Origin of the sequence: Afipia massiliensis, from assembly GCF_014203115.1 — a bacterium.
Classification (GTDB): domain Bacteria; phylum Pseudomonadota; class Alphaproteobacteria; order Rhizobiales; family Xanthobacteraceae; genus Afipia; species Afipia massiliensis.
On record NZ_JACHIJ010000002.1, the window covers coordinates 421,294 to 435,974 of the forward strand.

Genomic DNA, 14,681 nt, shown 5'->3' on the forward strand with positions numbered 1-14,681 from the left:
GGTCGTCCCGGCGAAGGCCGGGACCCATAACTACCTAATCCCATGAGGTTCGTCGGACATCACACCTAAGCAACCACGCTTAGGGAATATGGGTCCCAGCTTTCGCCGGGACGACACTGAATTTCCTATCCCGCCTTGCGCAGAACCGAGACAAAGAACCCGTCTGTTCCGGTCCGGCGCGGGGTCATCAAAAGCCCTTCCGGCGATTGCAGCGTGGCGGCGATGAAATCATCGGCCTTGTCCCACAGCACCGACGCCACTTGCGACGGCGGAACCACCGTGAATTCCGGTTGCCGCTCCGTAAAGGTGCGGACCTGCTCGTTGTTCTCCTGCGGCAGCACCGAACACGTGATGTAGGCGATCCGGCCGCCGGGCTTCACCAGACTGGCCGCGCGATCCAGCACGGCGATCTGGTCCTTAATGCGAACTTCCAGCGCGCCGGGGCGCATACGCCATTTCGCGTCCGGGTTGCGCCGCCACGTGCCGGTGCCGGTGCAAGGCGCGTCGATCACGACGAGATCGGCCGACTCCCTGATGTCGGAGAGCGTATCGTCCGGCCCTCTCGGCGTGCGCACGTCGGCATTGTGAATGCCCGCGCGCGACAGCCGCTCGTGGATCGGCGCAAGCTGCCGCTTGTCGTGATCCGTTGCAATCAGCCGCCCCTTGCCCTGCATCATCGCGGCCAGCGCCAGCGTCTTGCCGCCTGCTCCCGCGCACATGTCGATCACCTGCTCGCCGGGCTTCGCGCCGCTCAGCCATGCGGCAAGCTGCGAGCCTTCGTCCTGCACCTCGACGCCGCCCTTGATGAAGGCTTCCTCGGAGTGAATGCCCGGATTGCGCGCATCCGCGCCGAGATCGATCCGCAATCCCCATGGCGACCACGGCGTCGCCCTCGCGCCGAGATGCGCCATCGACGCCAGCACCTTCTCGTGCTTGGCCTTCAGCGTGTTGACGCGCAGGTCGAGCGGCGCACGGCTGGCCATGGCGACAGCTTCCTCCGCCCGCTCATCGCCGAACACGGCGGCAAGCTGGGGGTCGAGCCATTCCGGATAATCACCGGCAATGTGCGCCGGGGCGTCCTTCAGGCTGCGCGAGGTCAACGCGGCGCGTTCAGTGTCCGTCAGCGGCTCGGGCGCGAAGCGCCCGCCGTCGCACAGGGCCGCGACCGCGTCGGCATCAAGCCCGCGCTCGAGCTTGAGCATGCCCAGCAATCGCGCGCGCGGCGTATCGGCATCCATCAACCATGCCGACGATGCCCTGCGGCGAAGCACATCGAACACCAGCCCCGCGATGGCGGCACGATCGCCGGAGCCCGCGAAGCGGTGCGCGGTGCCCCACTCCTTCAGCGCGTTCGGCGCTGGAATACGCTGCGCGTCGATGGCGCCAAGAATCTCGATAGCTGCGGAGAGCCGCGCGGCAGGCGTCATGATGGTCTTTCAGAAGTGGCGGTCGTCAGATCGCGAGCAACAGCTTGAGCGCGAAATAGACCCACATGATGAGAAGGACAAGCGCACCGGCGGCGAATGCCGAGAACCGCGCCTTCAGGTTGTTCGAGGTAGCATAGACGCCGGCGTGAATGTAGCGCGTCACCACAAAAACCCATGACAACAGCACGATGATGAGATCGGCCTGCCGCAACGGCAGCGCAAGGGCGATCAGCACGAAAAACAGCACCGGCAGTTCGAACTGGTTGGAATAAGCGTTGCTGACCTGCGCTGCCTTGGTCGGCCAGGCTTTCTGGCCGACTGCGACCTCCGAGACCCGGACCTCGCGGTTCTTGATCGCACCTGTGCGGACCGTAAACATCCTGAACATCAGGATGAAGGACAGCAGAACCAGCACGAAGACCGGCAGCAGAACCATCTGAACTGTCATAATAAAATCCCCCAATGCGAATGTTATCTCACCGCTATACCGGCCCCCTCTCCCCCTGACAATTGTCTCCGGGATCTGTGAACCCGATCACAGACAGAAACGACCAATGCCCAGAAGGTTCCGCTCCATAGGTCGAGTGGAGCCGTGCTCGGGTGCTGCGATGCTTTATGTGATCTCGATTCTTGCCGGTGTGCTGGGAGCCCTCGGAAGCTGGGCCGCTGCCGCGATGATCGCGGCTTCGCTCGGCTCCGGTTCGGACAACCTGGCTGCGTTCATTGTCATCGGCCCGCTGGCCGGCGTGGCGGGATTTATCACGGCGGTTGCCCTCACGCTCACCCTCAAGGGCGATGACCGGACATTCCGCGGCGTCGCCGTCCGCAGCCTCGGTGTCGTGCTCATGGTCGGCGCGCTGGCGGCCGGCGGCACCAGCCTGCGCACCGCCGCGCTCAAGCATCTCGGACTCATGGCCAAGGCGCCCGCAGTGGAATTTGAAATCCGACTGCCGCGGACGGCAACAAGCGCCGACCTGAAGCGCGAAGCGCAGGTCGAATTGCTCACCGACCAGAACCAGACGCTCGCGCGGATCGACGATGGCCTGCGCGCGACGGAAGACGGGCGCGCCGTGTTGCGCGGCTCCGTTCCGCTGAAATTCCGCACCTCGGACAGGATGGTCGTGCTCAGCCTGCCCGGTCAGGCGCAACGCGCTTTCAAACTGCGGCTGCCGCCGAACCCGAGTCCGTCCGATGAGTTCGGACCGTGGCACCTGGTTGACCGCATCGCATCCACCGAGACCGCGCGCAGCGTGCCCGACGACAGCTTCGCCATCCGTTACCGCGTGCTGTGAGGCACCGGTTGAGAGAATTTGCATGACCTGAAAATTATTCACGACCCTTCATTTGAATCACCTAACAATTTTCCTTTTATCCGCCGTTTTGGCGGCAGAACCCGAAAAAGATAGACGACTGTTTTAAACGTGGTCGCTGGTGCAGCGAGCCATCTCATTGACATGCGCGCTGTGTAGATTGCTCCGCAAAGGAGCACGCCATGTCCAGCTTCCGCCTCACGCAAATCACCGACACGCATCTCGGCGCCCGGTTTCCCGAGTTCGTCGAGAATTTCCATCGGGTCAGCCAGCACATCGATGACAACCGGCCCGACCTCATCATTAACAGCGGCGATGTCGCCTTCGACGGCCCGGATCATCCGGACGATCTCGACTTCGCAAGGGCCCTGCACGACGTGCTGCCCGTCGATTGCCGGTATCTCCCCGGCAATCACGACATCGGCGACAACCCGACCTTGATCGGCATGCAGCCCACGCAGCGTGTATCCGAGGCGAACCGGCAGAATTTCATCACGGTGTTCGGCGAAGACCGCTGGCAGTTCGATGCGGCGGGCTGGTGCTTCATTGGATTGAACTCGCTGGTGATGAACACGTCCCTCGCCTGCGAGGCAGAGCAACGCGAATGGCTGGCCGAACAACTGTCCGCCGCACAAGGCAAGCCGGTGGCGCTGTTCATCCACAAGCCGCTCTACAAGGACGCGCCTGACGACGCGGAGACCGCAGCAACATCGTTCCGCTACGTGCCGATGCCCGCGCGCAGCGATCTGGTGCATATGTTCGATGGCGTGAATTTACAGCTGGTCGCCTGCGGCCACGTGCACCAGCGCCGCGATACGACGTTCCGCAACGTGCGCCACATCTGGGCGCCGTCGTCGTCCTTCGTGATCCGTTCCAACGCGAAACAGGAACTGATCGGCGTGAAGGAAGTCGGGCTGGTGGAATATGTCTTCCAGCCCGACGGATTCGAAGTCCGCCACGTTCGCGCGGCAGGACAGATCAATATCGATCTGTTCTCGGTTCTTGAGCCCTCGACGGCAGCGTAACTTGCCGCCGAAAGATCACGACACCGCTCAGGCCTTGTCAGGCGCGACGCGCACGAGCTGCTTGCCGAAGTTCGCGCCCTTGAGCAGCCCCATGAACGCGTTCGGCGCGCTCTCGATACCTTCGGTGACAAACTCGCGATGCTTGAGCTTGCCCTCGCGCAGCCACTGCGGCATCTCGCGGATGAAGTCCGGATACATCGCAGCGAAATCGCGAACGATGAAGCCGCGGAAGTTCAGGCGCTTGACGAGAATGGCGCGCATGATCGAATTGGCCCATTTCGGCGCCGGCGTGTCCTTGCCGAAGATCGTGCTGTAATCAGCGATCAGGCCGCACACCGGGATACGCGCGAAGTCGTTGAGACGCGGAAACACCGCTTCGAACACCTTGCCACCGACGTTTTCGAAATAGACGTCGATGCCCTTCGGGCAGGCTTCTTTCAGCTTCGCTGCGAGATCGGGATCGCGATGGTCGAGACACTCGTCAAAGCCGAGTTCGTTCTTGACGTAATCGCATTTCTCCCTGCCGCCCGCGATGCCAACGGCGCGCGCGCCCTTGATCTTCGCGATCTGTCCGACCGCCGAACCTACCGCGCCGGATGCCGCCGCCACGACAACCGTTTCACCCGGCTTCGGCTTGCCGATTTCAAGCAGGCCGGTATAGGCCGTCATGCCCGGCATGCCGAGCACACCGACCGCTGTGGAGATCGGCGCGACCTTCGGATCGACCTTGCGCAATCCCTTGCCGTCGGAGAGTCCATACTGCTGCCATCCGGCATGCGCGAGAACGATGTCGCCTTTCGCAAAGCCCGGATTGTTCGAGGCCATGACCTCGCACACCGTGCCGCCTTCCATCACGCCGCCGATCGGAACCGGCGCGGAGTAAGACGGACCATCATCCATGCGACCGCGCATGTAAGGGTCGAGCGACAGCCAGATCGTGCGCAACAGGAGCTGCCCGTCCCCCGGCGTCGGCACGGCATAATCTTCAAGGCGAAAATCGCTGGGCTTCGGCTCACCGACCGGACGGGATGCAAGGACGATACGCTTGGCTGACTGGGACATAATGTTTCCTCGGTTTCTTATGAACGTGAGCGCTATTTAGCTGAGAGAACAGCGCATGACCATGCGGCCCGGCGCGCGCCGAGCAACATGGCATCCATGCCTGACGTTCGTTTAAAACAGAATTGATCCGGAGGCTGGCGCCGGGTCAGGCCGTCAGCTTCGCCAGCGCCCTGTCGAACGCTGCGGCTGCACTCGGCAGATCCTTGAAGGCGAGGCCGCTGTCGGCAGGCTGCTTCTGCTTCTCCGTCGCAGAGGGGCGAATGTCAGCCACCGGCTTTCCGTCCTCGAGAAACGCCTTGGGAGCGATCACATGGAATTCGTGATCTTCCGCCGGCGCATCCTTCGGCAGAAAGACCCCGAGATAGGCCGTGCTGTCGCCGCGGCGATAGGAAATGTAGCGCTCGATGGCGACCGAGCCATCGCGCTGCATGCCGCCGAGCTTGGCGTAGCCTTTCGAATCCAGCAGCCGGTGCGCCTTGAAGCCCTTCACGCCTTCGGACTTCGCTTTCGCGGTTTCCTCGGAGAGATCGTACTTGCCCGCAACCTCCTTGCCGATCTCGGCAAGTTGTGCGGACATATCATGCTCGAACTCTTTCAGTTCGGAGCGCGGCTTCGATGCCTTGCGCGGCTTGGCGGCGTTGCGCTTCTCAAGCTCGGTCTGGCATTTTGCCACGATGTCGGCGACCGATTTGCGCTCCGCATTGGTCAGCAGGTTCTTCAGATCCTGATCCGAGAGCGCCGTGATCCTGTCGTCTGTCCAGTCAACCATGATGTTCTTCTTTTCTGAGATGTTGCGAACATTGCGTCCGGATTCGCTGCCGGTTCAATGAGCTTTAAATGCGTTTGAAGCGCACGCACGAACTGCGCGCGCAGGCCGTATTGCGCGGAGCACAAATGATGCCGCGCAATCGTAGCCTGTTTTGACAGGCCGTTGGGGCCGAAATTGGACGAAGGTGTCTAGCCACCGCCCGGATAATTCGGGCTTTCGCGGGTAATGGTCACATCGTGGACGTGGCTTTCGCGCAGGCCCGCGCCGGTGATCCGCACGAACTCCGCCTTGGTGTGGAAGTCCTCGAGGTTTTTCGCACCGACATAGCCCATCGCCGCGCGGAGACCACCGGCCAACTGATGCAGAACGTTGGCGACCGGTCCCTTGTAAGGCACCTGCCCTTCGATGCCTTCCGGCACGAGCTTGAGCGTGTCCTTGATGTCCTGCTGGAAGTAGCGATCGGCCGAGCCGCGCGCCATCGCGCCGACGGAGCCCATGCCGCGATAGGCCTTGTAGGACCGGCCCTGCCACAGGAACACTTCGCCCGGCGTCTCATCGGTGCCCGCCAGAAGCGAGCCGACCATCGCGACATCCGCGCCGGCCGCGAGCGCCTTGGCAAGATCGCCGGAAAACTTGATGCCGCCGTCGGCGATCACCGGAATGTTCGCCTTCTTCGCGGCCTCGACAGAATCCATGATTGCGGTGAGCTGCGGCACACCGACTCCGGCGACGATGCGCGTGGTGCAAATCGAACCCGGACCAATGCCGACCTTGATGGCGTCCGCACCGGCATCGATCAGCGCCTGCGTGGCTTCGGTGGTCGCGACATTGCCCGCGATTACCTGCACGGCGTTCGAAAGACGCTTGATGCGGTTGACCGCTTCCAGCACGCGCATGGAATGACCATGCGCGGTATCGACGACAATGACGTCGGCCCCCGCCTCGATCAGCCGCTCGGTGCGCGCAAAGCCGGCGTCTCCAACCGTGGTGGCGGCGGCAACGCGCAGACGTCCCTGCGCATCCTTCGAAGCCAGCGGATAGGCCACCGCCTTTTCCATGTCTTTCACTGTAATGAGGCCGACGCAGCGATATTGCTCATCGACGACGAGCAGCTTTTCGATGCGGTTCTGATGCAGCAGCCGCTTGGCTTCGATCTGGCTAACGCCCTCCCTCACCGTGATGAGGTTTTCATGCGTCATCAGTTCGGAGACTTTCTGCTCCGGATCGGTGGCGAAGCGCACGTCGCGGTTGGTGAGGATGCCGACCAGCTTGCCGGGTTTGCCGGGGCCAGCACCGGTCACCACCGGAACGCCGGAAATTCCATGATCCTTCATCAACGTCAGCGCATCGACCAGCTTGGCGTCGGGACCGATGGTCAGCGGATTCACCACCATGCCGGATTCGAATTTCTTGACCAGGCGCACTTGCGCGGCCTGACCGTCACCTTCGAAATTCCGATGGATCACGCCGATGCCGCCCGCCTGCGCCATCGCAATCGCCATGCCGGCTTCGGTAACGGTGTCCATCGCCGAGGCGATGATCGGAATATTGAGCGGGATCGCGCGTGTCAGATAGGTGCGGACGTCGGCATCGGACGGCAGGATGTCGGACAGACCTGGCTTCAGCAACACATCGTCAAATGTGAAGGCTTCGCGAATACCCTGACCCAACTGCTTTGCCATTGCCAACTCCGTTCGGCAGCCCGTGGCTGCGGTAAAAACCTCAGGATGTGCAAAATCGAGCGGTCCGCTGGCGCGTCGCTCGAATCGAAGCCCATCAATGGGGTTGGCGGTGGTCGATAGCATGCCGGGATGACGTTTCAAAGCATTTCGCACGAAAATTGGCGGGTTTTGCGCATGGGACATCTGCAATAGCCTATCTAACAGCGGTCTTTTCCACACAGGGGCGGTTCACGACGAGTTTATTGACCCTGCCTCGCAAGACTGGCCTATCTGGGGAGTGTTCACCCCTTTAAGCCTGCCATATCCGCAGATCCTTCCACAAAGCCGAGCCGATGCAGAAGGAACGCCTGATACCGCTGATCGTCGCCTGTGCGCTGTTCATGGAAAACATGGACTCCACGGTGATCGCGACGTCGCTGCCGGCCATCGCCGCGGACATCGGCACCAGTCCCCTGACGCTGAAGCTCGCGATTACTTCCTACCTGTTGTCGCTTGCGGTGTTCATTCCGGCGAGCGGCTGGACCGCCGACCGCTTCGGCGCACGCGCCGTGTTCAGCGTCGCCATCGCCGTGTTTATGGTCGGCTCGATCGGCTGCGCCATGTCGACGTCGATCACCCATTTCGTGATCGCGCGCATCATCCAGGGCATCGGCGGCGCGATGATGACGCCGGTCGGGCGGCTCGTGCTGCTGCGCTCCATCGACAAGAGCGCGCTGGTCAACGCGATGGCGTGGGTCACCATCCCCGCGCTGATCGGTCCGGTGATCGGGCCGCCGCTCGGCGGCTTCATCACCACCTACTTCTCATGGCACTGGATCTTCCTGATCAACATTCCGATCGGGCTGCTCGGCATCTGGCTCGCGCTGAAATACATCGATCCCATCAAGAGCGAAAATCCCGAGCGCTTCGACGTCGTGGGACTGGTGCTCGCAGGACTGGGCGTCGCCGGTCTTGCCTTCGGCCTGTCGGTCGCAGGGCTTGGCCTGCTGTCGTGGGGAGTCGTGACGGCGCTGATCGTCGGTGGCGGCATCGCAATGGGTTTCTATCTTTGGCATGCGAAACGCACCGCCTCGCCGGTGCTGGATTTCACCCTCATCAAGCATCCGACATTGCGCGCGAGTCTCACCGGCGGCTTCATGTATCGCCTTGGGATCGGCGCGCTGCCGTTCCTGCTGCCGCTGTTGATGCAGGTCGGCTTCGGCCTCTCGCCGTTCCAGTCGGGAATGGTGACATTTGCCTCGGCCGTCGGTGCGCTCGGGATGAAGGCGCTGGCGGCGCGGATCATCCGCACCTTCGGATTCCGCAACATCATGGTCATCAACGCCGTGGTGAGCTCGTTCTTTCTCGCCGCGTGTGCGCTGTTCACGCCTGCGACGCCGCTGCTGCTCATCATGATCATTCTGGTTGTCGGCGGCTTCTTCCGCTCGCTGCAGTTCACCGCGATCAACACCATGGCTTATGCGGAAGTCTCGCCCGACGAAATGAGCCGCGCAACCACGCTTGTCAGCGTCAACCAGCAGCTTGCGATTTCGGCAGGCGTCGCGGTCGGCGCGTTCGCGGTCGAGGCGACGATGGCCGCGAACCATTCCGTGGAACTCAGCGCGAACGACTTCTGGCCGGCGTTCCTGATCGTCGCCGTGCTGTCAGCGCTGTCGGCTTACTCATTCTGGAAATTGCCCGAAGATGCGGGCCACGAAATCTCGGGGCACAGAGTTCCGGCGATGGAAGGCCCGCAAGCCGCGGAAGCCGCCGCCGCGGAATCAACCCACGACGCGCGCGACCAGAAACTGGGATAGACGAGCTTATTGCGGTGTATTTGAACCGCGAAATCCCAGCGCCATCACATATCGCTCGGATGAATCCTGCCGGCTGGCGGCGGGTTTGACATGCTTCACCGTGGTGAAATCGCGTTTGAGCTGCGCCACCAGATCTGCTTCTGCGCCGCTCTGAAAGACTTTCGCCAGAAACGTGCCGCCCGGGTTGAGGATTTCACAGGCGAACGCTGCCGCGCTCTCGACCAGGCCGATGATGCGCAACTGGTCGGTCTTGCGATGGCCCGTGGTGTTCGCCGCCATGTCCGACATCACGACATCCGCACCGCCGCCGATCATCGCCCGCAGCTTCTCGGGTGCGCGACCGTCGAGAAAATCCATTTGCGCGAAAAGCACACCGGGCAGTTCCGGCATTTCCAGCAGGTCGATGGCAACTACTTTACCCCTACCCTCGACCGAGCCGACGCGCTTAGCCGCGATCTGGCTCCATCCGCCGGGTGCGGCGCCGAGATCGACCACGACCTGTCCCTGCTTGAGAAACCGTTGCTTGTCGTCGATCTCACGCAATTTGTAAGCCGCGCGCGAGCGAAAACCGTCACGCTTGGCCTGCATGACGTAAGGATCGTTGAGCTGACGTTCCAGCCAGAGTTTCGACGACAGCTTGCGCTTGCCGCCGGACTTCACCGTCACATGCAGTCGTCCGGTGGTGTCTTTCGCCATGGGAAGTGCTTTCCAGGGGCATGATCCCCGAAAAGTGGGAACCGGTTTTCGGCAAGGATCATGCCCGAAATTGATGCGCTTGCGCATCCCTTACGACGTTTTCGCCGCGGCGTCACGGAATCTAAAGGAACTCAGGACGCAGGGATCGCGCCGTCCGCCCGCATCATCTCGACCAGCATGCCTTCGCGCAGACCGCGGTCCGCGACCCGCAGGCGCGGCAGCGGAAACGCCTTGCGGATCGCATCGAGAATGGCGCATCCGGCCAGCACGAGATCGGCCCGCTCGGTGCCGATGCAAGCGTTTCGCGCACGGTCCTGATAGGTCATGTCGAGCAGCCGCGCGATGGCGCGGTCCATGTCGGCGTCGTTCATCCACAAACCGTCCACCCGCCGCCGGTCATAGTGCGACAGACCAAGGTGAATGCCCGCCACGGTCGTGACGGTGCCAGAGGTCCCGAGCAGATGCATGCCGGACAGATCGTGGCCATGCTGTGCGGCAAACGGCGCGAGATGACTGGCGACCTCATCGACCATCGTGCCGTAGGATTCGCGCGTCACATGCATGCCGCCGAAACGCTCCGCCAGCGTGACCACGCCGAGCGGCAGCGAGACCCATGGTCCCTTCACCGGCGCCGCGTGCGGGCTTCCGGCCGGACGTTCGATCCGCACCACTTCCGTCGAGCCGCCGCCGATGTCGAACAGGATCGCGCCCTTCGCGCGGGTATCGAGCAGCGGCGAGCAGCCGATCACCGCCAGCGTCGACTCCGTCTCGCGGTCGATGACTTCGAGGTTGATCCCGGTTTCTCGTGCGATCAGGTCGAGAAATGCGTCGGCATTGTCGGCGGCGCGGCACGCCTCGGTGGCAATCGTGCGCAACCGCTTCGCGCCCTTGGCGCGAATCTTGTCGCCGCACACGCCGAGCGCGCCGACCGCGCGCGAGATCGCGGCGTCGCTGATGCGGCCCGATGTCGAGATGCCCTCGCCGAGCCGGATGATGCGCGAAAACGAATCGATCACGCGGAATCCGTCGTTCGAGACGCGCGCGATCAGCAGCCGGCAATTGTTGGTTCCGAGATCGAGCGCGGCATAGGCAGCGCCATGAACGCGAGTCTCCCCGCGTCCGTGCGCCTCTTCAGCCATTGCTGCTGGCGGGCTGACAGACGGTCCGGAACCGTCGTGCAGCCGCACATCCTCAGTCATGCAATTCCATCCCTGCGGCGTCAGCCCCGCGCCGCGGCAACTCTGTTCAAACAAAGTCTAACAGCGTACGTAGGCGGCGCAACCGCAGCATACCCAATCGAACATTGCGGTTCTGTTTTTGCTGACCTACTTCAAGGACTGTCAGTGTCCCGAACGGCCTTTTCTGTCGCCAGACCGTCATTTTCAGCGGATTTCCCATGCTCGATCACCCATCCGGAATCTCGGCCGAGAATGATATCGCACTGCAAAAATTCGGCGTCGGGCAGCCCGTCCGGCGCAAGGAAGACGACACGCTGGTGCGGGGCAAGGGAACCTACACCGACGACATCAACCTGCCGGGTCAGGCTTATGCCTGGATCGTCCGCAGCAGCCACGCTCACGGCCTCATCAAGAACATCGATGTCGAGGCAGCGCGCGCGATGCCCGGCGTGCTTGGTGTGTGGACCGGCAAGGATCTCGCGAGCGCCGGATACACGCCTTTCAGCGTCGGCCTGCCGCTGAAGAACCGCGACGGCTCACCGCTGCTGCAAACCAATCGCCTGCCGCTGATGACCGACAAGGTGCGCTTTGTCGGCGATCCGGTTGCGTTCGTCGTGGCTGAAACTCTGGCGCAGGCGCGCGACGCCGGTGAAGCGGTCGTCGTCGACATCGAGCCGCTGCCCTCGGTCACGAGCGCGGAGGACGCCGCGAAGCCCGGCGCGCCGCTGCTTTATGATCACATCCCCGGCAACGTCGTGCTCGATTATCATTCCGGCGATGACGCGGCACTCGATGCCGCGTTCGCAAACGCCGCGCATGTCACGCGCCTCGATATCGTCAACACCCGCCTCGCCGTCGTCGCGATGGAGCCCCGCGCGGGACTGGCGAGCTACGACAGGAAGACCCAGCGTTTCACCATCGAAGTCCCAACCCAGGGCGTTGCCGGCAACCGTCTGTCGCTGGCGAAAACGCTGAACGTGCCGAACGACAAGGTCCATCTGCGCACCCGCAATGTCGGCGGATCGTTCGGCATGAAGAACACCAACTATCCTGAATACATCTGCATCCTGCACGCCGCGCGCGAACTCGGCCGCGCGGTGAAATGGACCGACGAGCGCTCGACCAGCTTTCTGTCCGACAGCCACGGCCGCGCACAGGATGTGCACTGCGAACTCGCGCTCGCTGCGGACGGCGCATTCCTCGGCGTGCGCGTGCGCGGCTATGGCAATCTCGGCGCGTACATCACGGGCGTCGCGCCGCTGCCGCTGTCGCTCAACATCGCCAAGAACATCAACAGCGTCTATCGCACGCCGCTGATCGGCGTCGACATCAAGTGTGTGCTGACCAACACCACGCTGATGGGCGCCTATCGCGGCGCTGGCCGTCCGGAGGCGAACTATTTCATGGAGCGGCTGATCGATCGCGCCGCTGACGAAATGGGCCTCGACCGCCTGGCATTGCGAAAACGCAATTTCATCAAGTCGTCGCACATTCCCTTCGCTGCCGCGAACGGCCTGACCTATGACAGCGGCGATTTCCCCGGCGTGTTCAACAAGGCGGTGGAACAGGCTGACGTCGCGGGCTTCGCCAAGCGGAAGAAAGAGAGCCGTAAGCGCGGCAAGCTGCGCGGCATTGCGGTCGGCTCCTATCTCGAAATCACAGCACCACCCAGCGCCGAACTCGGCAAGATCGTCTTTGAGACTGATGGATCGGTGCGGCTGATCACCGGCACGCTCGATTACGGTCAGGGCCATGCGACGCCCTACGCACAGGTGCTGGCGACGCATCTCGGTGTGCCGTTCGACGCCGTGAAGCTGACGCAGGGCGACAGCGACATCGTCCATACGGGCAACGGCACCGGCGGCTCGCGCTCGATTACCGCAAGCGGCACAGCCATCGTCGAGGCCTCGAAGCTGGTCATCAAAAAGGGCAAGCATGCGGCGGCCTATGTGCTGGAAGCCTCGGAGGGCGACATCGAGTTCGCCAATGGACAATTCACCATCGCCGGCACCGACCGCGGCATCGGCATCATGGAATTGGCGGCAAAGCTCCGGGATTCGAAAATGCCCGATGGCGCGCCCTCCTCGCTCGATGTCGATCACACCTCCCAGGGCATTCCCTCGACATTCCCCAACGGCTGCCATGTCGCCGAGGTCGAGGTCGATCCGGACACCGGCATCGTGCAGATCGTCGGCTACAGCGGCGTCAATGACTTTGGCACCGTGGTCAATCCGATGATCGTCGCCGGGCAAATTCATGGCGGCGTCGCGCAGGGTATTGGGCAGGCGCTGATGGAATGCGTCACCTACGACGACAACGGCCAGCCGGTGACGGGCTCGTTCATGGATTACGCGCTGCCGCGCGCCGGCGATATTCCGTCGATGACGCTCGACAGTCATCCTTCGCCGGCGACATCGAATCCGCTCGGCGCCAAGGGCTGCGGCGAAGCCGGCTGCGCAGGCAGCCTCGCCACCATCGTCAACGCAGTGCTCGATGCGTTGTCCGATGAAGGCGTGACGGAGATCGACATGCCGCTGACGTCCGAAAAGGTCTGGCGCGCGATCCAGGATGGCCGCAAGACGAAGACGGCGTGAGCAAATCGCTCCGCCATCGACGCTCACGCTGTCATGCCCGGACTTGTTCCGGGCATCCCGATCTTTAAGGCACCCTGCCAAATTGATCGGGATCACCGGCACAAGGCCGGTGCAATGAGCGAGACGACTCGCAACACACACTCGTCGTCCCGGCGAAGGCCGGGACCTATAACCACCGAACGACGTGGTGGAGGCGAGAAGATTGCTCCAATATCTCCCTCAAATTGATAATTCAGGGAGTATGGGTCCCCGCTTTCGCGGGGACGACGCGGAGAGGTTTTCCAGCCAATAGCTCTCCCGCAACATTTCGTGATGGGCATACCAATCCCCGCGCTCTGAACCTCTCTTATGTTCGACACGTCCTGTTCGCGAGGGGCGCTTCTCGAGGGCGCTTTGAAGCGGAGCAGGATGCGGCGCCTGCGCGCGTGTCTCGCACACACGTCGTCCGGGAGGCTGGGGTCACCGTCCGGGCCAACTACGTGGCTCTGCCGTTCGCGGCTGGACGCGGACAGGATGAAGGCGGCGAAAGCCGGCCGGATAAGGATGCTCGGCATCCGTCCTGACCCGGAAGTACGGTCCCCTCGCCCAAAATCGCCGCAATGGAGCGCCGCAAGGCGATGCGCTTTCGGATACACATCGCCTCGCCAGCGATGCCGGAAGCGATACAACAACAAGGTGCGCCTCGCGGCGCTCCATGCCCCTCATTTTCAGGGGGAGACCAAAGCTCACCTCGCGCAATGCGCGAGAACGAACGCGCGTGGCTGTTTGAAGGTGGCTGTTTGAAAACTGAATCGGGAAGTCGAAGTAGCGCGCGTTATCGCAACGCCCACGATCGTCATCACCGGGCTTGTCCCGGTGATCCACGTCTTCTCTTCTTAAACTAAAGTAAGTCGTGGATGGCCGGGACAAGCCCGGTCGTGGATGGCCGGGACAAGCCCGGCCATGACGATCTAAAAATGAGGTGCAGTTGCTTGCCACACATTCGATGTCGTCCCCGCGAAAGGCGGGGACCCATAACCACCGAACGTCATGGTGATGGCCAGAAGATCGCTCCAGCATCTCGCACAAATCGAGAATTTAGAGAGTATGGGTCCCCGCTTTCGCGGGGACGACGCGGAGAGAGATGCGCGGGGACAACCGGA

Annotated in this window: 11 protein-coding genes; 4 read left to right on the forward strand and 7 right to left on the reverse strand. The window is 62.6% G+C overall.

What is annotated here, in order from left to right:
* Nucleotides 1-125: 125 nt before the first annotated feature.
* Together HNQ36_RS06835 and HNQ36_RS06840 are read right to left on the reverse strand one after the other, a co-directional pair.
* Nucleotides 126-1,427: an RsmB/NOP family class I SAM-dependent RNA methyltransferase gene (locus HNQ36_RS06835; RefSeq protein ID WP_184083318.1), complete on the reverse strand. Its 1,302-nt coding sequence runs from the start codon at nucleotides 1,425-1,427 to the stop codon at nucleotides 126-128.
* A gap of 25 nt (nucleotides 1,428-1,452) precedes the next feature.
* The gene (locus HNQ36_RS06840; protein WP_170978703.1) at nucleotides 1,453-1,875 is read right to left on the reverse strand and encodes an MAPEG family protein; all 423 of its coding nucleotides are present in this window, start codon (nucleotides 1,873-1,875) and stop codon (nucleotides 1,453-1,455) included.
* A 106-nt stretch (nucleotides 1,876-1,981) separates the two neighbouring features.
* On the opposite strand from HNQ36_RS06840, the gene HNQ36_RS06845 reads away from it, so the two are divergent.
* Nucleotides 1,982-2,719 carry a hypothetical protein gene (locus tag HNQ36_RS06845; RefSeq protein ID WP_246395301.1) on the forward strand — a complete coding sequence of 246 codons (738 nt, stop codon included), beginning with the start codon at nucleotides 1,982-1,984 and terminating at the stop codon, nucleotides 2,717-2,719.
* Nucleotides 2,720-2,919: 200 nt separating this feature from the next.
* On the forward strand, nucleotides 2,920-3,762 hold the full coding sequence (locus tag HNQ36_RS06850) for a metallophosphoesterase family protein (RefSeq protein ID WP_184083320.1): 843 nt from the start codon (nucleotides 2,920-2,922) through the stop codon (nucleotides 3,760-3,762).
* 27 nt (nucleotides 3,763-3,789) lie between these two features.
* Here the strand turns inward: HNQ36_RS06850 and HNQ36_RS06855 are convergent, their stop codons facing one another.
* From HNQ36_RS06855 to guaB, 3 genes are all read right to left on the reverse strand, one after another.
* Nucleotides 3,790-4,824 carry an NADP-dependent oxidoreductase gene (locus HNQ36_RS06855; protein WP_184083322.1) on the reverse strand — a complete coding sequence of 345 codons (1,035 nt, stop codon included), beginning with the start codon at nucleotides 4,822-4,824 and terminating at the stop codon, nucleotides 3,790-3,792.
* A gap of 145 nt (nucleotides 4,825-4,969) precedes the next feature.
* On the reverse strand, nucleotides 4,970-5,593 hold the full coding sequence (locus HNQ36_RS06860; RefSeq protein WP_184083324.1) for a hypothetical protein: 624 nt from the start codon (nucleotides 5,591-5,593) through the stop codon (nucleotides 4,970-4,972).
* A 188-nt stretch (nucleotides 5,594-5,781) separates the two neighbouring features.
* Entirely contained in the window at nucleotides 5,782-7,275 is a 1,494-nt protein-coding gene (gene guaB, locus HNQ36_RS06865) for an IMP dehydrogenase (RefSeq protein ID WP_184083326.1), read from the reverse strand.
* Nucleotides 7,276-7,607: 332 nt separating this feature from the next.
* On the opposite strand from guaB, the gene HNQ36_RS06870 reads away from it, so the two are divergent.
* A complete protein-coding gene (locus HNQ36_RS06870; protein ID WP_184083328.1) occupies nucleotides 7,608-9,071 on the forward strand; it encodes a DHA2 family efflux MFS transporter permease subunit in 1,464 nt (487 codons plus the stop codon).
* Nucleotides 9,072-9,077: 6 nt separating this feature from the next.
* Here the strand turns inward: HNQ36_RS06870 and HNQ36_RS06875 are convergent, their stop codons facing one another.
* A complete protein-coding gene (locus HNQ36_RS06875; RefSeq protein WP_184083330.1) occupies nucleotides 9,078-9,767 on the reverse strand; it encodes an RlmE family RNA methyltransferase in 690 nt (229 codons plus the stop codon).
* 131 nt (nucleotides 9,768-9,898) lie between these two features.
* A complete protein-coding gene (locus HNQ36_RS06880; protein WP_184083332.1) occupies nucleotides 9,899-10,966 on the reverse strand; it encodes a Ppx/GppA phosphatase family protein in 1,068 nt (355 codons plus the stop codon).
* A 197-nt stretch (nucleotides 10,967-11,163) separates the two neighbouring features.
* Between HNQ36_RS06880 and HNQ36_RS06885 the strand changes: the two genes are divergently transcribed.
* Nucleotides 11,164-13,539, forward strand: a complete 2,376-nt coding sequence (locus HNQ36_RS06885; RefSeq protein ID WP_184083334.1) for a xanthine dehydrogenase family protein molybdopterin-binding subunit — start codon at nucleotides 11,164-11,166, stop codon at nucleotides 13,537-13,539.
* The last annotated feature ends 1,142 nt before the right edge of the window (nucleotides 13,540-14,681 follow it).

Excerpts from the sequence above, each read along its gene's own strand:
- HNQ36_RS06840 (WP_170978703.1), bottom strand. The coding sequence starts at position 1,875 with ATGACAGTTCAGATGGTTCTGCTGCCGGTCTTCGTGCTGGTTCTGCTG.
- HNQ36_RS06845 (WP_246395301.1), top strand. The coding sequence starts at position 1,982 with ATGCCCAGAAGGTTCCGCTCCATAGGTCGAGTGGAGCCGTGCTCGGGT.
- guaB (WP_184083326.1), bottom strand. The coding sequence starts at position 7,275 with ATGGCAAAGCAGTTGGGTCAGGGTATTCGCGAAGCCTTCACATTTGAC.
- HNQ36_RS06870 (WP_184083328.1), top strand. The coding sequence starts at position 7,608 with ATGCAGAAGGAACGCCTGATACCGCTGATCGTCGCCTGTGCGCTGTTC.
- HNQ36_RS06835 (WP_184083318.1), bottom strand. The coding sequence starts at position 1,427 with ATGACGCCTGCCGCGCGGCTCTCCGCAGCTATCGAGATTCTTGGCGCC.
- HNQ36_RS06885 (WP_184083334.1), top strand. The coding sequence starts at position 11,164 with ATGCTCGATCACCCATCCGGAATCTCGGCCGAGAATGATATCGCACTG.
- HNQ36_RS06850 (WP_184083320.1), top strand. The coding sequence starts at position 2,920 with ATGTCCAGCTTCCGCCTCACGCAAATCACCGACACGCATCTCGGCGCC.
- HNQ36_RS06860 (WP_184083324.1), bottom strand. The coding sequence starts at position 5,593 with ATGGTTGACTGGACAGACGACAGGATCACGGCGCTCTCGGATCAGGAT.
- HNQ36_RS06855 (WP_184083322.1), bottom strand. The coding sequence starts at position 4,824 with ATGTCCCAGTCAGCCAAGCGTATCGTCCTTGCATCCCGTCCGGTCGGT.
- HNQ36_RS06880 (WP_184083332.1), bottom strand. The coding sequence starts at position 10,966 with ATGACTGAGGATGTGCGGCTGCACGACGGTTCCGGACCGTCTGTCAGC.
- HNQ36_RS06875 (WP_184083330.1), bottom strand. The coding sequence starts at position 9,767 with ATGGCGAAAGACACCACCGGACGACTGCATGTGACGGTGAAGTCCGGC.